This is a genomic window from Clostridium moutaii, from assembly GCF_041205085.1.
GTDB lineage: Bacteria > Bacillota > Clostridia > Clostridiales > Clostridiaceae > Clostridium_B > Clostridium_B moutaii.
Genome location: NZ_JBGEWD010000016.1, coordinates 40,745 through 56,448 on the forward strand (window position 1 = coordinate 40,745; position 15,704 = coordinate 56,448).

Genomic DNA, 15,704 nt, shown 5'->3' on the forward strand with positions numbered 1-15,704 from the left:
TATTGTAATAAAGATCTTTCATTTATAATGCAGTTGTAGGGAAATAGGAAACAGTGAATTCTATTAGTATTTAGTCTTTCATATTTTTGCTAAATAGTGATATATACAAATGATTTTTAGAAGGATATATAAGGATACATTATGTATAAATAAATATAGTAAAATTAATCATTATGTAAAATGAATTTACAGAATATATATGCTATTCTATGTTTATACAATAGTTTTTCAAACCTACAAGAATGTAAATGTTTTAATTAAAGGGAGGTAGAGTAAATGGAAATTATAGGAGAATTAATAAATACCAGTAGAAAATTAATATCTGAAGCTGTGAAAAAAAAAGATGGACAATATATAAAAGATATTGCGAAGCTCCAGCAGGATAGTGGAGCCACATATATTGATGTGAACTGCGGCACATTTATGCAGACTGAAGTTGAAGCTATGGAATGGTTAGTGGACAATGTGCTTCAGGGATGCAGCGTACCTCTTTGTATAGATAGTCCCAACCCGCTTGCATTAAATGCTGGACTTAAAAAAACACAAAAGGATAAACCTATGATAAATTCTTTGAAACTTGAAGGGGGAAATGTATGGAAGCTAAATTTGGATCTTTAGTAAAAGAAGCACTTGAATTGAAAGCTGATCATGCAGCAATGATAGATGTATCTCAAATTAGATTTTATGAGGATGCTAGAAAAGCCTGTGAAAGGAATGTCTGTGGCAATTACAACACTAATTGGATGGGTCCGCCAGCTGTAGGCCCAATTGATAAATTAATAGCTGAAGCTAAAGGATATAATGAGGGACTTTTAATACAGACAGTGCATCAACTGTCAGGTCCATTTGATTTAAAGGGAATGAAGGCTTCAGTTCAAGTTCATGAGGATATATTCAGAAAAATTCTTTCTCATGTAAAAAGTAAATATAAATTTAAAGAACTGCTTTCTTTAAGTGCTGGATGCTGCAGGCTTTGCAAAGTATGTACCTATATTGATGGAACCAAGTGCAGATTTCCAGACAAGGCACTCTCATCTTTAGAGGCATACGGAATTGATGTAATAGCACTGGAAAAAAGTTGTGGAATTCCATATTACAATGGATTAAATACAGTTTCTTGTGTGGGGCTAGTACTTTTCAACGAAAATTAGTTTATGATTTAAAATATCGACAATAAAAAATGTCAATATCAAAATTTTTATATTTATTAAGGGGAGGATATGTTGTGAGTAAAAAATTAGCTGATGCAATGTCAAATCTAGACGAAGATATGGTGCTTTCAGAAGTAAAGACATTAAAAGAAGGAGGAACTGAGCCACTTGAAATTATAGGTTATTTGCAGGAAGGTATGTCAATTGTTGGAAAAAGGTTTGAGAAGAAGGAGTATTTCCTTTCTGAGCTAATTATGTCTGCAGAAGTGTTTAATGAGGCTTCACAGCTAATTGGTGGAATTAGCAAATCCAGTGATTCCAAATATGGTAAATTTGTTATAGGCACGATATACGACGATATCCATGACATAGGGAAAAATATTGTATCTACCATAATGAGAAGTAATGGATTTGAAGTGATAGATCTGGGAGTTGATGTGCCTACCTCAAAATACATTGAAGCCATAAAAAAGTACAATCCTAGGGTTATAGGAATATCCTGTCTTTTAACTACCTGTTTCAATAATATAAAGGAATGTATAAAAGCTATAGAAAATGCGGGAATTCGGAAGGATTTGAAAATATTAATAGGTGGAGGACCTGTAGATGAATCAACAGGTAAATATGCAAATGCAGATATGGTATGTAAGGATGCCCAGCAAACTGTAGATTTTTGTAAAGAAATTATGAGAGGTGCAGCAAAATGAAAAGCAACCAGGAATTATATAATGAGCGCCTAAATAGATTAAAAAAAACATTGGCACTTGAAAAAACGGATAGAACGCCTGTTATATTAATGATGGATGGATTTTGTGCCAAACATATGGGAGTCAAAATGTCTGAGTTTTGCAAGAGTATTAAAATATCCAACAAAGTGATATGGATTCTATGAAGGCTTTTGGGGAGGTAGATGGAGTAAATCCTTCCTATAGTGAGTTTTCCTCACCTAAATTATGGGAACGTTTTGTAGTGTATGATATTCATTGCGATGGGAACTGGGAGAGAGATTTGGATTATTTTAAGGATTTTCCAAAAGGCAAAATTGTATTTGAAACAGATAGTGTAACTGATATTTATAAAATAAAAGATAAATTAGGAGATCGTGAATGCATTAAAGGAGATGTACCTGCAGGAAAACTTGTTTTTGGAACTCCTGATGAAGTATATGATTATGCCTCCAGACTTGTTAGGAACATGGAAGATGGTTTTATTCTATCTAGTGGGTGCAGCATATCTCCAAATGCAAAGCCTGAAAATGTAAAAGCCATGATATCTGCTGCAACTGGAAAATAAAATTTTAGAAATAGTAAATGAGGGTGGATTTGTGTAGAGGCCAAATCCACCCTCATCATCTTAGCATGATAAAATGGTATAAATCTTAATCTTATAAGAACTTGTCTAGGGGTGAAGCAGAGCTTGTTCCCTGCTTTACGAAACTGAGGATGCTAGCAAAATTGCATCCCTCGAATAAATTTTTAAAACTGCATTCCCCGTGCAAATTCCAGATTAAAATGTTTTTGTGCTCCTAGTTCAATGTAGGTAACTTTATTTGTGATCTCATCTGCCCGTTCAAATTCAATTTGTGATAATAGAGCAAGCTTTGCACCGCTGCCGGCGGCATTCCCCACCATTTTGATTTTAGATCTCAGTTCTTTTGGAATCAGGCCTATTGTGCAGGCACTATGTGGATTCATATAATTTCCAAAGGCACCGGCCAGAAGAACTTCTTTAATGTCATCTAAATTTATTTCAAGTTTTTCCACAAGTATTTTAATGCCAGCCGAAATGGCTCCCTTCGCCAACTGCAGTGAAGTGATGTCATTTTGTGTAATTAGTATAGGATTTCCGTTGGCTGTTTCAGATGCAGGTACCATTAAAAAGGCATTGGTATCATTATAAGTTATTATACGATTACTATAGTTTTCTGCTGCAGGATTGGTGAATTTGTCCGGCGATAATAATTTACCTCTTTTATTTATAAGACCCACTTTAACAAATCCTGCAACAATATCTAAAAGGCCAGAGCCACATATGCCCCTGGGTTTTTCATCGCCAATGACTGTATAAGTCATTGATTCCCCAAAACATACATGATCTATGGCGCCATTGGCTCCCCTCATTCCACTGCTTATCTGAGCTCCTTCAAAAGCAGGGCCTGCTGCTGTAGAACAGGATACAAGTTTCTTAGAAGACCCCAATACCATTTCACCGTTGGTGCCTATGTCAACAGCTAATTTTATGTCTTTGCTTTTATCAATATCCGTAGCCAAAATTACAGCTACCGTATCAGCTCCTACAAATCCAGCAATAGTGGGCAGTGCAAATACCCTTCCAGCAGGGTTTATATTGAGATTTAGTTCTGATGCATTTAATTCTATACTTTCATTTATTACGGGCACATAGGGGACGGCTGCTATGTATCGTGGAGTTAGACCCAGAAAAAGATGATGCATGCAGGTGTTGCCTACTACAGTTAAGGCATATATGTCATCTCTTTTTATATTTGATTTTTTTGAAACATCATCTATTAATTCATTTAATAACTTTAAAATAGTAGACTGGAGTAATTTTAAACCGTTATCATTTTGATTGGCATAGGTTGTACGTGAAATTACGTCTGCACCAAATTTAATTTGAGGGTTGAGTGAAGATGAAACAGCCAATTCTTTTCCGGAATAGAGATCCATTAAATATCCAACTACAGTGGTGGTGCCAATGTCAAAAGCTATACCAAACATTTTATGGCTGGTATTACCTTTTTCTATTCCTAAGATTTCGTTTTTATCAATTATTACAGTTACCTTATTATGTGATTTACGAAGCTTGTCAGGTAATTGCTGTAAAATTGAAATCCCTATTTTTAAATCTCTATAATCAGGATTTTTTAGAATAAGTTTTTCTTTTAAACGGCTTAAGTCAGATTTTTGATGTTCCAAAGAAGGCAAGTTCAACTGAATGAAATCTTTTTTTAAAAGAGGGAATATGGCAGAGTTCTTCTCAACAGATGATTGTAGTATATTATAATCTGTATTTTTTTCCATGTTTAATTCTACAATCATATTGCTGTGAATTTCTGTAAGACAGGCTAAATGCATGCCCTCTAAAATTTCATTTTTACTAAGGTGCTCTACTTCTTTTTGAAGTGCTTCAATTTTGGGGCTTAAAACTTTAACAAGACATTTCCAGCATTTTCCTATTACGCCGCAGGGAAAATCAAAGTCCAATCCTGATTTTACAAGTGCATCTTTAAGGGTACTTCCTTCAGAAGCGGAGACTTTATAATTTACAGGCTTAAAAGTAATTGCATAATTATTCATCAATAACACCTCCATGAATATCAATATATTTAAAAATTATAAAAGTTAGTGTAAGACTAAAAATTGTAGTAATGTTATTTAAATCTATGCTCATTATTTGTTGAATCCTTTTCAGGCGATGAGACAAGGTACTCCGACAGATGTTTAAGTTATCGGCCGTCTTCAATTGACTTTTTTTATTTGATAAATAGGTGTAAAGGCAGTGTACATAATCCGTATTATTAATTTTATCATATTTCATTAGGGTAAATATTGAAACATGGCAAAATTTTTTCAAATCATCCTGCTGGGAACAGATCTCTAAAAGGTGATATACTACTAGATCTTCATAGTAAAAAAGAAATTTGCTTTTTATAATTCGTATTCCAAGCTCAATAGACTTTACTGAATTTACAGAAGGGAATTGAAATTGCAGAAAAAAATTTTGAGGAAAAAAATATTTTATGTCCGAACTTATTATATCTGGGGAAATATTTAAAGAAGCCTCACAAATACTTAAAAAAGAATTTCCTTCAAGAACTTCAGAGCGTGGAAATTTTATTATAGGGACTATATATGGAGATATACATGATGTAGGTAAAAATATTGTTGGTACTGTTATGAGCAGTAATGGTTTTCATGTAATAGATCTGGGAACTGATGTATCCTATGTTGAGTAAAACCGTTCAGAAAACTGTTGAATATTGTAAAAAGTTATACGGTCTGGATTAAATTATATATTTATTCTATTTGTCGGCCGCTGTTGTATTTATATAAGTCCCTATGTTATAATAGGGCTTAATAAAATCTATCATAATAAATTCCAAAGTTATTATAATAAAATAAATCTATACTTTAGAGGTGATAACATGCCAATAAAAATAAAAGATGATTTACCGGCTGCTGAAATTTTAAATAATGAAAACATATTTGTCATGCCCGAAAATGTAGCATTTCATCAGGATATCAGGCCTCTTAAAATTGCAATTTTAAATTTGATGCCAATTAAGATTACCACAGAAGTTCAATTGCTAAGACTTATAGGTAATACTGCATTACAGATTGAAGTTGAGTTACTCCATCCCAAAACTCATATATCCAAAAATACTTCGGAAGAATATTTAACCAATTTTTATAAGACTTTTGATGATGTAAAAGATGAAAAGTTTGATGGATTGATTATTACTGGAGCTCCCATAGAACATCTGAAATTTGAACAGGTGAATTACTGGAGGGAGCTTGAGGATATAATGGAATGGAGTATACACAATGTATACTCCACTTTGCATATATGCTGGGGCGCACAAGCAGGACTTTATTATCACTATGATATACCCAAGTATATATTAAAGGAAAAGATGTTTGGAATATTTAAGCATAAGGTTGTACAAAAAAGTGTAAAATTACTTCGGGGATTTGATGATGAATTCTTCGCACCTCATTCCAGATATACGGAAGTGAGAAGAGAAGATATTGAAAAAGTGGACGAACTAACCATATTAGCCCAGTCAGAGGAAGCAGGAGTGTATTTGATTTTAGCTAAGAATGGAAGACAAATTTTTGTTACAGGACATTCGGAATATGATCCTCTTACTTTAAAGTCGGAGTATTTGAGAGATGTAGCAAAGGGCTCAAATATAAAGATACCAAAAAATTATTTTCCGCAGGATGATCCTGAAAAAGAACCGGTGGTAAGATGGAGGGGACATTCCAATTTATTGTTTTCAAATTGGCTTAATTATTATGTTTACCAGGAAACTCCATATAATTTGAATGAAATAGAGCCTTTAAAAAAGAGAGATAAAATCAAATAGGTTAGGAGAGTGAAGGCCGTTATAACTATATTGGATTAACGGTATATTATGAATTTAAATACAAATATAAGAGAAGCAGTGAACTATATAAATTCAAATATAGAATTAAAACCTAAAATAGGAATTATACTGGGTTCAGGACTTGGAAGCATGGCTGATGAAATTGAAGATGCAAAAGTTTATAAATACAGTGAAATACCCCATTTCCCAGTTTCTACAGTACAGGGACATAAGAATCATTTTATTATAGGAAAGCTTCAGGGGAAAGTTGTAGTTGCCATGCAGGGAAGATTTCATTACTATGAGGGATATTCAATGAAGGAGGTAACTTTCCCCATTAGGGTTATGAAAATGATGGGTATTGAAACTCTCATAGTCACTAATGCTTCAGGTGGTATAAATAAAAATTATAATAGCGGAGATTTAATGCTTATAAAAGATCATATAAATTTATCTGGACAAAATCCGCTCATAGGACAGAATTCGGAGGAGTTTGGTCCTAGATTTCCAGACATGTCAGAGGCCTATAATAAGGGACTTAGAAAAATTGCAAAAAAAGAAGCATTAAAATTGGGCATAAATCTTCAAGAGGGAGTATATGTATATATGACTGGACCCAGTTATGAGACACCAGCGGAGATCAATATGATGGGTATGCTTGGAGGAGATGCAGTGGGGATGTCTACAGTACCTGAGGTAATTGCAGCCAATCATAGTGGAATAAAGGTTATAGGAATATCTTGTATAACTAATATGGCAGCCGGAATACTAAATCATAGGTTGAGCCATGAAGAAGTTATAAAAACTTCTGCTGTTGCCAGTGAAAAGTTTATAACCTTTACTAAAGAATTAGTGAAGGTTATATAAGATATTATATGAAATTTTAGTGTAATGATGTCATACTATTTTTGAAGAAGTTTTTCGTCTTTGGCATTTACTTCTGCAATATGATGGAGTATTAATTTTATAGCTATGACATCATCTAAATATCCAAAAGGGAATATATAGTCAGGAATAATGTCCACTGAAAGTATAAAATACAATAGTCCGCTTCCAAGCAAAGCGTGAATTTCTTCTGAGGCATTCTCATCACAAAACCTTTCGTACATTTGTTTTAATTCATCTACAAATAAACCACTTCCGTTTATATCTTCTATTTTTTCTTTAAAATTTTTATATATGGTATTCTTACCTTCTTTTGTAACGGCATATCTTTTGTATTTATCTAATTCGTCTTCTATTTTAGATAAATCATAGTGGTAATCCAGTAGATTTGAAAATCTTAAGAGTTCTTGAATGTTTTTTATGAATGAAGGTGAGTTTAAAAAATTTTCATTTTTTAAAACATCTATGTCGTATCCATCTGCTATTAATAATTTTTCTATGGGAACATTTAAATATTTGGAAAAATTTTGAAGATGATTCATATTTGCACGCTGTTTTCCATTTACAATTCTTGAAATAGTTGCAGTGTCTATTCCACTTAAAGCACTGAGTTTACGCATAGAAAGTAAATTTTTTTTTAATAAATCTCTAATCAGTGATCCTAGTTCAGATTTTTTTTGACACACACTTTATTCACTCCTTAATTCATTGGACAATTACCTAATTAGCAGATAATTATCTATAGTAAATTATATGCACTAAAGTATTAATTAGTATATAAACCTGTTGAAATTATTTCAACAATAATTGAAACATAAGCAACAATTCCTGTACAAAAGTATAGTATATATTAGTTGTAATTATCTCAACAATATATTCTGGAGGTACAATCAAATGAATCAATTAAATGAAAGTAGTTTAGATGGGTTTAATATAGATAATTCAAAATTTAAGTTTAATATATTATTATTATCCCTTGTGGGTCCTGGAGTTTTAGCTGCAATGGGGGATAATGATGCAGGAGGAATAATTTCATATTGTGTAACAGGTGCCAAATTTGGCGTAAGCTTATTTATACCTTTGTCCATTTGTCTTAGTATACTAACTTATACAGTTCAAGAGATGTCCATGAGACTTGGCACTGTTAGTCAGAAGGGATTTATAGCACTTATTGGTGAGTACTATGGCAACTTCTGGATGAAATATCATCTGTATACTTTATTGTTTCAAAATATTTTAATGCTTACTACTGAGTTCATGGGTATGACAGCAGGACTTATTGTAATCGGAGTACCTCCCTGGATGGGAACGGTAATTAGCTTGGGATTCATATTATCAATTATTACTTTTTCCGGTTACTTAAAAAAAGAGAGAATAGCACTCCTCATGGGTATTTTAAATATGGTGTTTGTGTTGATTGCATTTATGGTCAAACCGGATATACCATCTATGGTAAATGCTTTTGTAAACTGGAATTATCATGGCTATAGTCATAATCTATTATGGTATATTGCTGCAATCGTAGGAAATTCAGTAGCACCTTGGATGATATTTTTTCAAGGAAGTGCTTATATAGACAAAGGAGTAGTTGCAGAACACATTCACCTTGGGCGTATTGATATACGCATAGGATGTATAGTTCAGGTAATAATAGCAGTTTGTATAATTATCTCCGGTACGGCATTATTTGGTCAAATCGTAAATATAGAAAATGCTGGACCCGCTTTGGTAATAAAAGCTCTTGCAAATCATATGGGAAAAGCTGCAGGCATACTATTTGCAGTGGGTATATTTAATGCAGGATTGCTTGCTTCAATTACAATAACTCTATCATCATCCTGGTGTGCTGCAGAAGCTTTTAAATGGCCCCACAGCTTAAATGATAAGATAAGTGAAGCACCTAAGTTTTACACTGTATACATTGGAAGTGTCATAGTGGCAGCTTGTGTTGTTTTAATACCAAATCTTCCTTTAAATTATATGGCTCTTGCAACACAGGTTATAGGAGGGCTTCTAATAATACCAATATTGATTTTTTTAGTTATGTTTACAAATAAGGAAGAAATAATGGGAAAGTACAAGAACAGTTTATTTGTAAATATAAGAGCCTGCATAGTTACAGTTTTATTGATAGGTGCAGCTTTGTTCTTCATATGTTATTCCTTGATATCGTAATATATATAAAGTGCTGCTGTTTTTATAACTTGCGATTTGAATAACCGGATGTTACAATAAAAGGAAAAATCATGGTATACAAATAGATGGATTAATTTCAACTTTTGAGGGGGTCTAGAGGTGAAGAAAAAAATTTATAGGGGTAATAGAGTTGTAATTTTAGCTTTTACATTTATAGCCATTATAATGTGTATAGTAACTGGAATCTATTTATTTTATGGTTTGTTTGCCAGTGTGATTTTTTCATCATGTCTATTTGTAAAGGGTGGTTTTACTTTTAAAGAACTTTTGACAATGATAAAAGATAGTCTTGTTGAATGTAGGGAATTATTTATTTTAATGCTTTTGGTGGGTATAACCATTCCAATATGGTTTTCTTCTGGAATCATACCTGCCATGATGTTTTACGGATTTAATTATTTTATAGGAAAAAATTTAATATTTGCAGCATTTATATTTACATCTATAGTTTCGGTTTTTATAGGGTCATCCATTGCTTCTATAAGTACTATTGGAATTGCACTTCTGGGGCTTGGAAAGGTATTTCACGGCCCGGATTATATTTTTTTAGGTGCAGTTGTTTCTGGTGCATTTTTGGCAGACAAGCTTTCTCCAATTTCAGGACTGGTAAACCTTATGCTGTCTATTACCAAGGTATCTTATAGAAAAGCTTTAATTTCCATGTCCAAGATATTTTTACCTGCTTATGTACTTGCGTCAGCCATATATTTTTATATTGGTAAAAATTACATTGTAACCAATGGAAATTTAAGTAATTTTAAAAATTCCATCAGGGAAAATTTTTTCGTATCTCCACTGCCTTTATTGGTGCTGGTTGCTATATTTATAATGTGCTTTTTGGGAATAAGGGTAGTTAAATCTCTTTCAATAGGATTAATTGCAGGTATATTGATAAGTATATTTTTACAAAAAGTAGCGGTGGCAAAAATTTTTGAATACATATTTTTTGGCTACAGTGAGGCCACTAGTTCTCAGGAATTAAATAAAATATTAACTGGAGGTGGAATTGAATCTGTAATTGGTATAATTTTCATAATAATGATGGCCATTGCCTTGAGCAGTATATTCAAAGGTACAGGTTTTATAAATCCAATAGTAGATAAAATAATTGCCAATGTTAAGGATCCAGGAGAGCTTGTTTTAAAAACCGGAATTATAAGTGGAATGTTGACTGTATTATGTGATCAAAGTGTAGGGGTAATAATGCCGGGAGAATTATTAAGAGATAAATATAAAAAATTGAAGGTTCCAAACCATGTACTAGCAAGAACCATATCCGATACTGGAATTATTATAGCTCCTCTTATACCATGGAATGGAAATTCCCTGTTTATTTTAGCACTTACAGGAATATCTTCAATTAAGTATTCACCTTATGCATTTTTCTGTTACATATTACCAATAGTTACTTTTATTTCAGGAATATTTTATAAAAAATTATCCTCATTTTGCAATTAAAATAGGAATGGATAATTTATGTTTTACCTTATCTGTTATTGTACCAAATAGTATATCAGATATACCATGATGGCCGTGGGTGCCGAATATAAGCAAGTCTGCAGAATGTTTTTTTACAATCTCAGCTAGAGATTTTTCTGCCTTGCCATATCCTATTTCTGATATAACATTTTCAAAGCCCAGTGATTTTAATTTTTTTACATAAATATTAAGCCTTTCAATGTCCTGTTTACTTTCAATATCGTTTGCTTTTGTGCCATAGATGTTGGCACTTACGCTTTCTACTATATGGATTAAGATTAGATTACTGTCTTTACTGCAAAAATTTACGGCATGGGATAATATGTCTTTGTCATTTTTACTAAAATCCAGAGCCAGTGCAATTTTAGTGTAAGGTTTAATTTTGTTTATTTCAGGAAAGAGTATATCACCATGAATATCAATTACATTTCTGTTTCCTGTCCCATGGATTATAGGTTCCAATATTATATAGATAAGTAAAATACCGAGTAATATACAAATTGTTATAGGTAAATATTCAATGGATTTTAAACTGCCATTGGACATCCATTCTCCCAGGGCCTCAATAACCAGTTTTACATTTAGGTATATTATTAAAATAGATAAAATCCATGCCAGTATTTGTGCTTTTCTGGATATGACAAAATCCTTCATTAAATCTTTACTGCTGACGAAGTGTATAAGGGGAACTAGGGCAAAACCAAGCTGAAGACTTAATATGACCTGGCTTAGTATAAGCAGCTCTCCGGTAGCTGAATCACCAAAGTATATTATAGTTAGGATTGAGGGAATTATTGCCAATATCCTTGTGATAAGTCTTCTTACCCAGGGCTGAACTCTAAGATGTATGAAACCTTCCATTACAATTTGCCCAGCATAAGTGCCTGTTATAGTTGAAGATTGTCCGGCGGCAATTAGAGCAACGCCGAATAAGATAGGTGCTAGAGTATTGCCCAAAATAGGTTCTAAAAGTTTGTGTGCTTTTAGAATATCGTCCACGCCATAGTTACCGCTTTTATGAAATACTGAAGCAGCTAATATAAGTATCGCGGCATTTACAAGAAAAGCCAGGTTTAAGGCCACCAATGAATCTATGTTATTGAATTTGACGGCTTGTTTCAAGCCATCCTCTGTTCTCTCAATATTTCTCGTCTGTACAATGGAAGAGTGGAGGTAGAGATTGTGAGGCATTATAGTGGCTCCTATTATGCCTATGGCTATAAAAAGTGCATCTTTATTTGGAAGAGTTGGTATAAAACCTAAAGCTATTCCGTGGTAGTCCGGTTTTGATATAATTATTTCCATAAAAAAACTTATACCGATTATGGCAATTAATCCAATTATAAAGGCTTCCATTTTTCTAATACCGAGTTTATCAAGAAACAGAAGAAGCAGTGTGTCAAATCCGGTTATGATTACACCATATACAAGGGGAAGATTAAATATTAGATTTAATCCTATGGCCGTACCTAAAACTTCCGCAATATCTGTGGCAATAATTGCAATTTCACATAAAATCCACAGTATGTAATTTACAGTTTTATTGTAGTGACTCCTGCATGCCTGGGCTAAATCCTTACCTGTTATAATACCAAGCCTTGCACATAGGGTTTGAAAAAAGATTGCCATTATATTAGACATTAGTATTACCCATATGAGTTTATAGCCAAATCTGCTTCCTCCTGCAATATCTGTAGCCCAGTTGCCAGGATCCATATAACCTACACTTACCAGATACGCAGGGCCTATAAATGCCATTAATTTTTTATAAAAACTTTTTCCTCTGGGAATTTGAATTAAATTGTTGTTTTCTTTCATAAATATGCCTCCTCAAAGTTAAAGATAAGTCCTAAAACCTGTTAAATACTATTATAATAGCATTTAATATATTTTGCATTACTAAAATTTCATGAAAAATATTAGGGGGTTTTAGCAGAGAACTATATTTTGTAGTTGCAGAAGGGGAAATCCTTGGATATAATAATAAATAGATGATTTTAATTGTGGAGGTGTATATTATTAATAAAAATAATAATTTAAATGAACAGATTAGGGTAGAGAAAGTCAGATTAGTGGGGGAAAATGAGAGTACCATTTTAAAAACCAAGGAAGCCTTGGACATGGCTAGAGAAAAAGGCATGGATTTAGTAATGGTTTCACCTCAGGCTAAACCTCCGGTGTGTAAAATAATGAACTACAGTAAGTTTCTCTATGAACAATCTAAAAAGGTTAAGATGGCCAGAAAAAATCAAAAAATTGTTGAAATGAAAGAAATTAGGTTAAGTGCTACTATCGAGTCAAACGATATAGAGATTAAAGCTAATAATGCCAGAAAATTTTTAGATAAAGGCGATAAAGTAAAAGTCTCTATAAGGTTTAGAGGAAGACAAAACAACTATACAAATTTAGGCAGAAGTGTCTTAAATGTATTTTTAAGCAAGGTTGGGGAAGATGTATCTGTAGAAAGGGCTCCTAGACTGGAAGGTAATAATATGTTTATGATTTTGGCTCCTAAAAAGTAGTGCTTTCTAAGTAAAAATAGAGTAGTTAATCAGGACTTGATAATTTTAGGCCCTGATTTTATTTTTTTATAAATTACTTGATACTATGATGTAGTTTATAATTTAATATTATTAAAGTACTTTGTAACATGAAGTACTTTATCCTGAGATATAGAAGGATGTAGTTATCCAGGATTTACCCGGTATCTATTCTCTTTCGCCTTATACGCTGGAAGAAGTGGTTTCAAGGAATTATCTGATTAATGAGAAGCCTGACTCAATTATCAATATTGTGGATGGTACCAATATTGAAAGAAACTTATATTTGACTACACAGCTTACAGAAATCGGAGTACCTGTTGTAATGGCTTTGAACATGATTGATATGGTTCGTAAAAATGGTGATACCATAGACACAAAAAAACTGGGAGAAGCTCTTGGCTGCGAGGTTATAGAAACATCAGCATTAAAGGGCATTGGTTCCAAGGAAGTGGCTCAAAAGGCCATAGAGCTTGCTAAATCCAAAGCTGCTCATCCTTCATCTCATATTTTTTCAGAATACCTGGAGAAAACCCTAGCACAAATTGAGAATATTGTTAAAGATAACGTAAATGATTTGAATTCCCGTTGGCTTTCTATAAAATTGTTTGAACGGGATGAAAAAATTTTAGAGCAGATATCTTTTGCTGAGGATGTAAAAGGACGTATTGAGGACATAATCACAAGTTGTGAAAAAAAGTTTGACGATGACAGTGAAAGTATTATCACAAATGAGCGTTATGCTTATATAAACAAGGTTATAAACATAGTCCTGTATAGAAAAAATAAGGCTAAGGTAAAAATGTCCGATAGGATTGACAGGATTGTAACCAATCGAGTTCTAGCCCTACCTATTTTTGTCGCAATTATGTTTTTGGTTTATTACCTTTCTATTTCAACGGTAGGCGGCTGGATGACCGAATGGGTAAATGACAACTTATTTGGTGACTTTGTACCTAACAATGTCCAATGGATATTAAATACCATTGGTACTGCTGAATGGTTGAATTCCTTTATTCTAAATGGTATTGTTGCCGGTGTAGGTGCTGTACTTGGATTTGTGCCTCAGATGATGGTGTTGTTTTTATGTCTTGCCGTATTGGAAGACTGTGGTTATATGGCACGTATTGCTTTTATCATGGATAGATTTTTTAGAAGATTCGGGCTGTCAGGTAAGTCCTTTATTCCCATTCTTATTGGAACGGGTTGTGGAGTACCTGGTATTATGGCAAGCAGGACAATTGAAAATGAAAGTGATCGAAAAATGACTATTATTGTAACTACTTTTATTCCTTGCAGTGCAAAGCTTCCTATTATTGCTTTAATTACAGGCGCATTGTTCAATGGAGCCCCTTGGGTTGCCACATCTGCATATTTCGTCGGAATTGCAGCAATTGTTATTTCAGGTATTATTCTTAAAAAAACAAAACTCTTTGCTGGAGATCCAGCTCCTTTTATAATGGAGCTTCCGCCATATCATGTGCCAGGTGCCAAAGGTGTTCTAATCCATATGTGGGAGCGTTCCAAAGCGTTTATGAAAAAGGCTGGGACAGTAATACTTCTTGCCACCGTGGGCGTATGGTTCTTAAGCTCCTTTAACTGGAGACTGCAGATGGTTGATATAGAAAAATCAATTCTTGCTGGTATTGGAAATGCAATTGCACCTATATTTGCTCCGTTGGGATGGGACAACTGGAAAGCTGCAATAGCTTCTATAAGTGGATTAATTGCAAAAGAAAATGTAGTAGGAACCTTTGGCATACTTTATGGATTCTCCGAAGTTGCTGAGGATGGTGCCCAGATGTGGGGAAAACTTCAAGCCTCATTTACGTTAATTTCCGCATATTCGTTTTTGCTTTTCAATTTGCTGTGTGCTCCTTGTTTCGCCGCAATTGGTGCAGTTCGTAATGAAATGGGTTCAACAAGATGGACATTGTTTTCTGTAGGTTATCAGTGCGTATTTGCCTATATCATAGCGTTGATTGTATTTCAGATTGGTTCATTGTTTACAGGTAAAGGATTTGGAGTTGGTACAGCTGTAGCCATTCTCTTAATTGGTGGATTGATCTATATGTTGTTTAAGAAACCTTATAAGGCTAAGGGGATTACTAATGAAATTGGTAATTCTATAAAGGAAAAAGAGGTGGTATAATATGGCAACATTTTTAGTTTCAGCAGTTATATTTGGTATTGTAGCATTTTCCGGATATAGGACTTACAAGTCTCACAAAAAAGGAGGTGGCTGCAGCTGCGGCTGCTCTGGTTGCAGTAAATCTATTAATTACTCCAAGCATTAACTGATGTTAGTATAAAAGAGTAGACACAAAAAAATAGATTTACTAA

Annotated in this window: 16 protein-coding genes and 1 pseudogene; 13 read left to right on the plus strand and 4 right to left on the minus strand. The window is 33.4% G+C overall.

All coding sequences use genetic code 11. From position 1 onward, the window contains the following. The first annotated feature begins 276 nt into the window (after nucleotides 1-276). The 5 genes from AB8U03_RS14195 (at nucleotide 277) to AB8U03_RS14215 (ending at nucleotide 2,444) form a co-directional block, all read left to right on the plus strand. Nucleotides 277-618 carry a dihydropteroate synthase gene (locus tag AB8U03_RS14195; RefSeq protein ID WP_369705217.1) on the plus strand — a complete coding sequence of 114 codons (342 nt, stop codon included), beginning with the start codon at nucleotides 277-279 and terminating at the stop codon, nucleotides 616-618. Beyond that, the gene (locus tag AB8U03_RS14200; RefSeq protein WP_369705218.1) at nucleotides 594-1,151 is read left to right on the plus strand and encodes a DUF2284 domain-containing protein; all 558 of its coding nucleotides are present in this window, start codon (nucleotides 594-596) and stop codon (nucleotides 1,149-1,151) included. The genes AB8U03_RS14195 and AB8U03_RS14200 overlap by 25 nt, the downstream gene beginning before the upstream one ends. A 74-nt stretch (nucleotides 1,152-1,225) precedes the next feature. Then, the gene (locus AB8U03_RS14205; protein ID WP_369705219.1) at nucleotides 1,226-1,858 is read left to right on the plus strand and encodes a cobalamin B12-binding domain-containing protein; all 633 of its coding nucleotides are present in this window, start codon (nucleotides 1,226-1,228) and stop codon (nucleotides 1,856-1,858) included. Next, nucleotides 1,855-2,043 (plus strand): hypothetical protein, encoded by a 189-nt coding sequence (locus tag AB8U03_RS14210; protein WP_369705220.1) that lies wholly within the window; start codon nucleotides 1,855-1,857, stop codon nucleotides 2,041-2,043. Before AB8U03_RS14205 ends, AB8U03_RS14210 begins: the two co-directional genes overlap by 4 nt. Next, a complete protein-coding gene (locus AB8U03_RS14215) occupies nucleotides 2,031-2,444 on the plus strand; it encodes a uroporphyrinogen decarboxylase family protein (RefSeq protein ID WP_369705221.1) in 414 nt (137 codons plus the stop codon). The genes AB8U03_RS14210 and AB8U03_RS14215 overlap by 13 nt, the downstream gene beginning before the upstream one ends. A 182-nt stretch (nucleotides 2,445-2,626) precedes the next feature. On the opposite strand, the gene AB8U03_RS14220 is transcribed toward AB8U03_RS14215, so the two are convergent. Together AB8U03_RS14220 and AB8U03_RS14225 are read right to left on the minus strand one after the other, a co-directional pair. Then, nucleotides 2,627-4,468, minus strand: a complete 1,842-nt coding sequence (locus tag AB8U03_RS14220; protein WP_369705222.1) for an ASKHA domain-containing protein — start codon at nucleotides 4,466-4,468, stop codon at nucleotides 2,627-2,629. Then, on the minus strand, nucleotides 4,461-4,709 hold the full coding sequence (locus AB8U03_RS14225; RefSeq protein ID WP_369705223.1) for a helix-turn-helix domain-containing protein: 249 nt from the start codon (nucleotides 4,707-4,709) through the stop codon (nucleotides 4,461-4,463). The genes AB8U03_RS14220 and AB8U03_RS14225 overlap by 8 nt, the downstream gene beginning before the upstream one ends. A gap of 202 nt (nucleotides 4,710-4,911) precedes the next feature. Between AB8U03_RS14225 and AB8U03_RS14230 the strand changes: the two genes are divergently transcribed. The 3 genes from AB8U03_RS14230 (at nucleotide 4,912) to AB8U03_RS14240 (ending at nucleotide 7,128) form a co-directional block, all read left to right on the plus strand. Beyond that, nucleotides 4,912-5,127, plus strand: a complete 216-nt coding sequence (locus tag AB8U03_RS14230) for a cobalamin B12-binding domain-containing protein (protein WP_369705224.1) — start codon at nucleotides 4,912-4,914, stop codon at nucleotides 5,125-5,127. 189 nt (nucleotides 5,128-5,316) lie between these two features. Then, nucleotides 5,317-6,261 (plus strand): homoserine O-acetyltransferase MetA, encoded by a 945-nt coding sequence (gene metA, locus AB8U03_RS14235; RefSeq protein WP_369705225.1) that lies wholly within the window; start codon nucleotides 5,317-5,319, stop codon nucleotides 6,259-6,261. Nucleotides 6,262-6,309: 48 nt separating this feature from the next. After that, nucleotides 6,310-7,128 carry a purine-nucleoside phosphorylase gene (locus AB8U03_RS14240; protein ID WP_369705226.1) on the plus strand — a complete coding sequence of 273 codons (819 nt, stop codon included), beginning with the start codon at nucleotides 6,310-6,312 and terminating at the stop codon, nucleotides 7,126-7,128. Between the two features lie 35 nt (nucleotides 7,129-7,163). Here the strand turns inward: AB8U03_RS14240 and AB8U03_RS14245 are convergent, their stop codons facing one another. After that, nucleotides 7,164-7,832: a helix-turn-helix domain-containing protein gene (locus AB8U03_RS14245; protein WP_369705227.1), complete on the minus strand. Its 669-nt coding sequence runs from the start codon at nucleotides 7,830-7,832 to the stop codon at nucleotides 7,164-7,166. Between the two features lie 208 nt (nucleotides 7,833-8,040). Here AB8U03_RS14245 and AB8U03_RS14250 point away from each other — a divergent pair, with 208 nt between their 5' ends. After that, entirely contained in the window at nucleotides 8,041-9,321 is a 1,281-nt protein-coding gene (locus AB8U03_RS14250; protein ID WP_369705228.1) for an NRAMP family divalent metal transporter, read from the plus strand. 120 nt (nucleotides 9,322-9,441) lie between these two features. Beyond that, entirely contained in the window at nucleotides 9,442-10,800 is a 1,359-nt protein-coding gene (locus AB8U03_RS14255; protein ID WP_369705229.1) for a Na+/H+ antiporter NhaC family protein, read from the plus strand. Here the strand turns inward: AB8U03_RS14255 and AB8U03_RS14260 are convergent. Further along, complete coding sequence (locus tag AB8U03_RS14260; RefSeq protein WP_369705230.1) at nucleotides 10,786-12,639, minus strand: Nramp family divalent metal transporter; 1,854 nt, start codon at nucleotides 12,637-12,639, stop codon at nucleotides 10,786-10,788. The two genes, AB8U03_RS14255 and AB8U03_RS14260, sit on opposite strands and share 15 nt — an antisense overlap. A 173-nt stretch (nucleotides 12,640-12,812) precedes the next feature. Here AB8U03_RS14260 and infC point away from each other — a divergent pair, with 173 nt between their 5' ends. The 3 genes and pseudogenes from infC (at nucleotide 12,813) to AB8U03_RS14275 (ending at nucleotide 15,658) form a co-directional block, all read left to right on the plus strand. Then, the gene (gene infC, locus AB8U03_RS14265) at nucleotides 12,813-13,343 is read left to right on the plus strand and encodes a translation initiation factor IF-3 (protein WP_369705231.1); all 531 of its coding nucleotides are present in this window, start codon (nucleotides 12,813-12,815) and stop codon (nucleotides 13,341-13,343) included. 154 nt (nucleotides 13,344-13,497) lie between these two features. Further along, nucleotides 13,498-15,513: pseudogene (feoB, locus tag AB8U03_RS14270) on the plus strand (ferrous iron transport protein B); the annotation flags it as partial. 1 nt (nucleotide 15,514) lies between these two features. Beyond that, nucleotides 15,515-15,658, plus strand: coding sequence for a FeoB-associated Cys-rich membrane protein (locus AB8U03_RS14275; protein WP_369705232.1), 144 nt, complete (start codon nucleotides 15,515-15,517; stop codon nucleotides 15,656-15,658). Nucleotides 15,659-15,704: the final 46 nt, after the last annotated feature.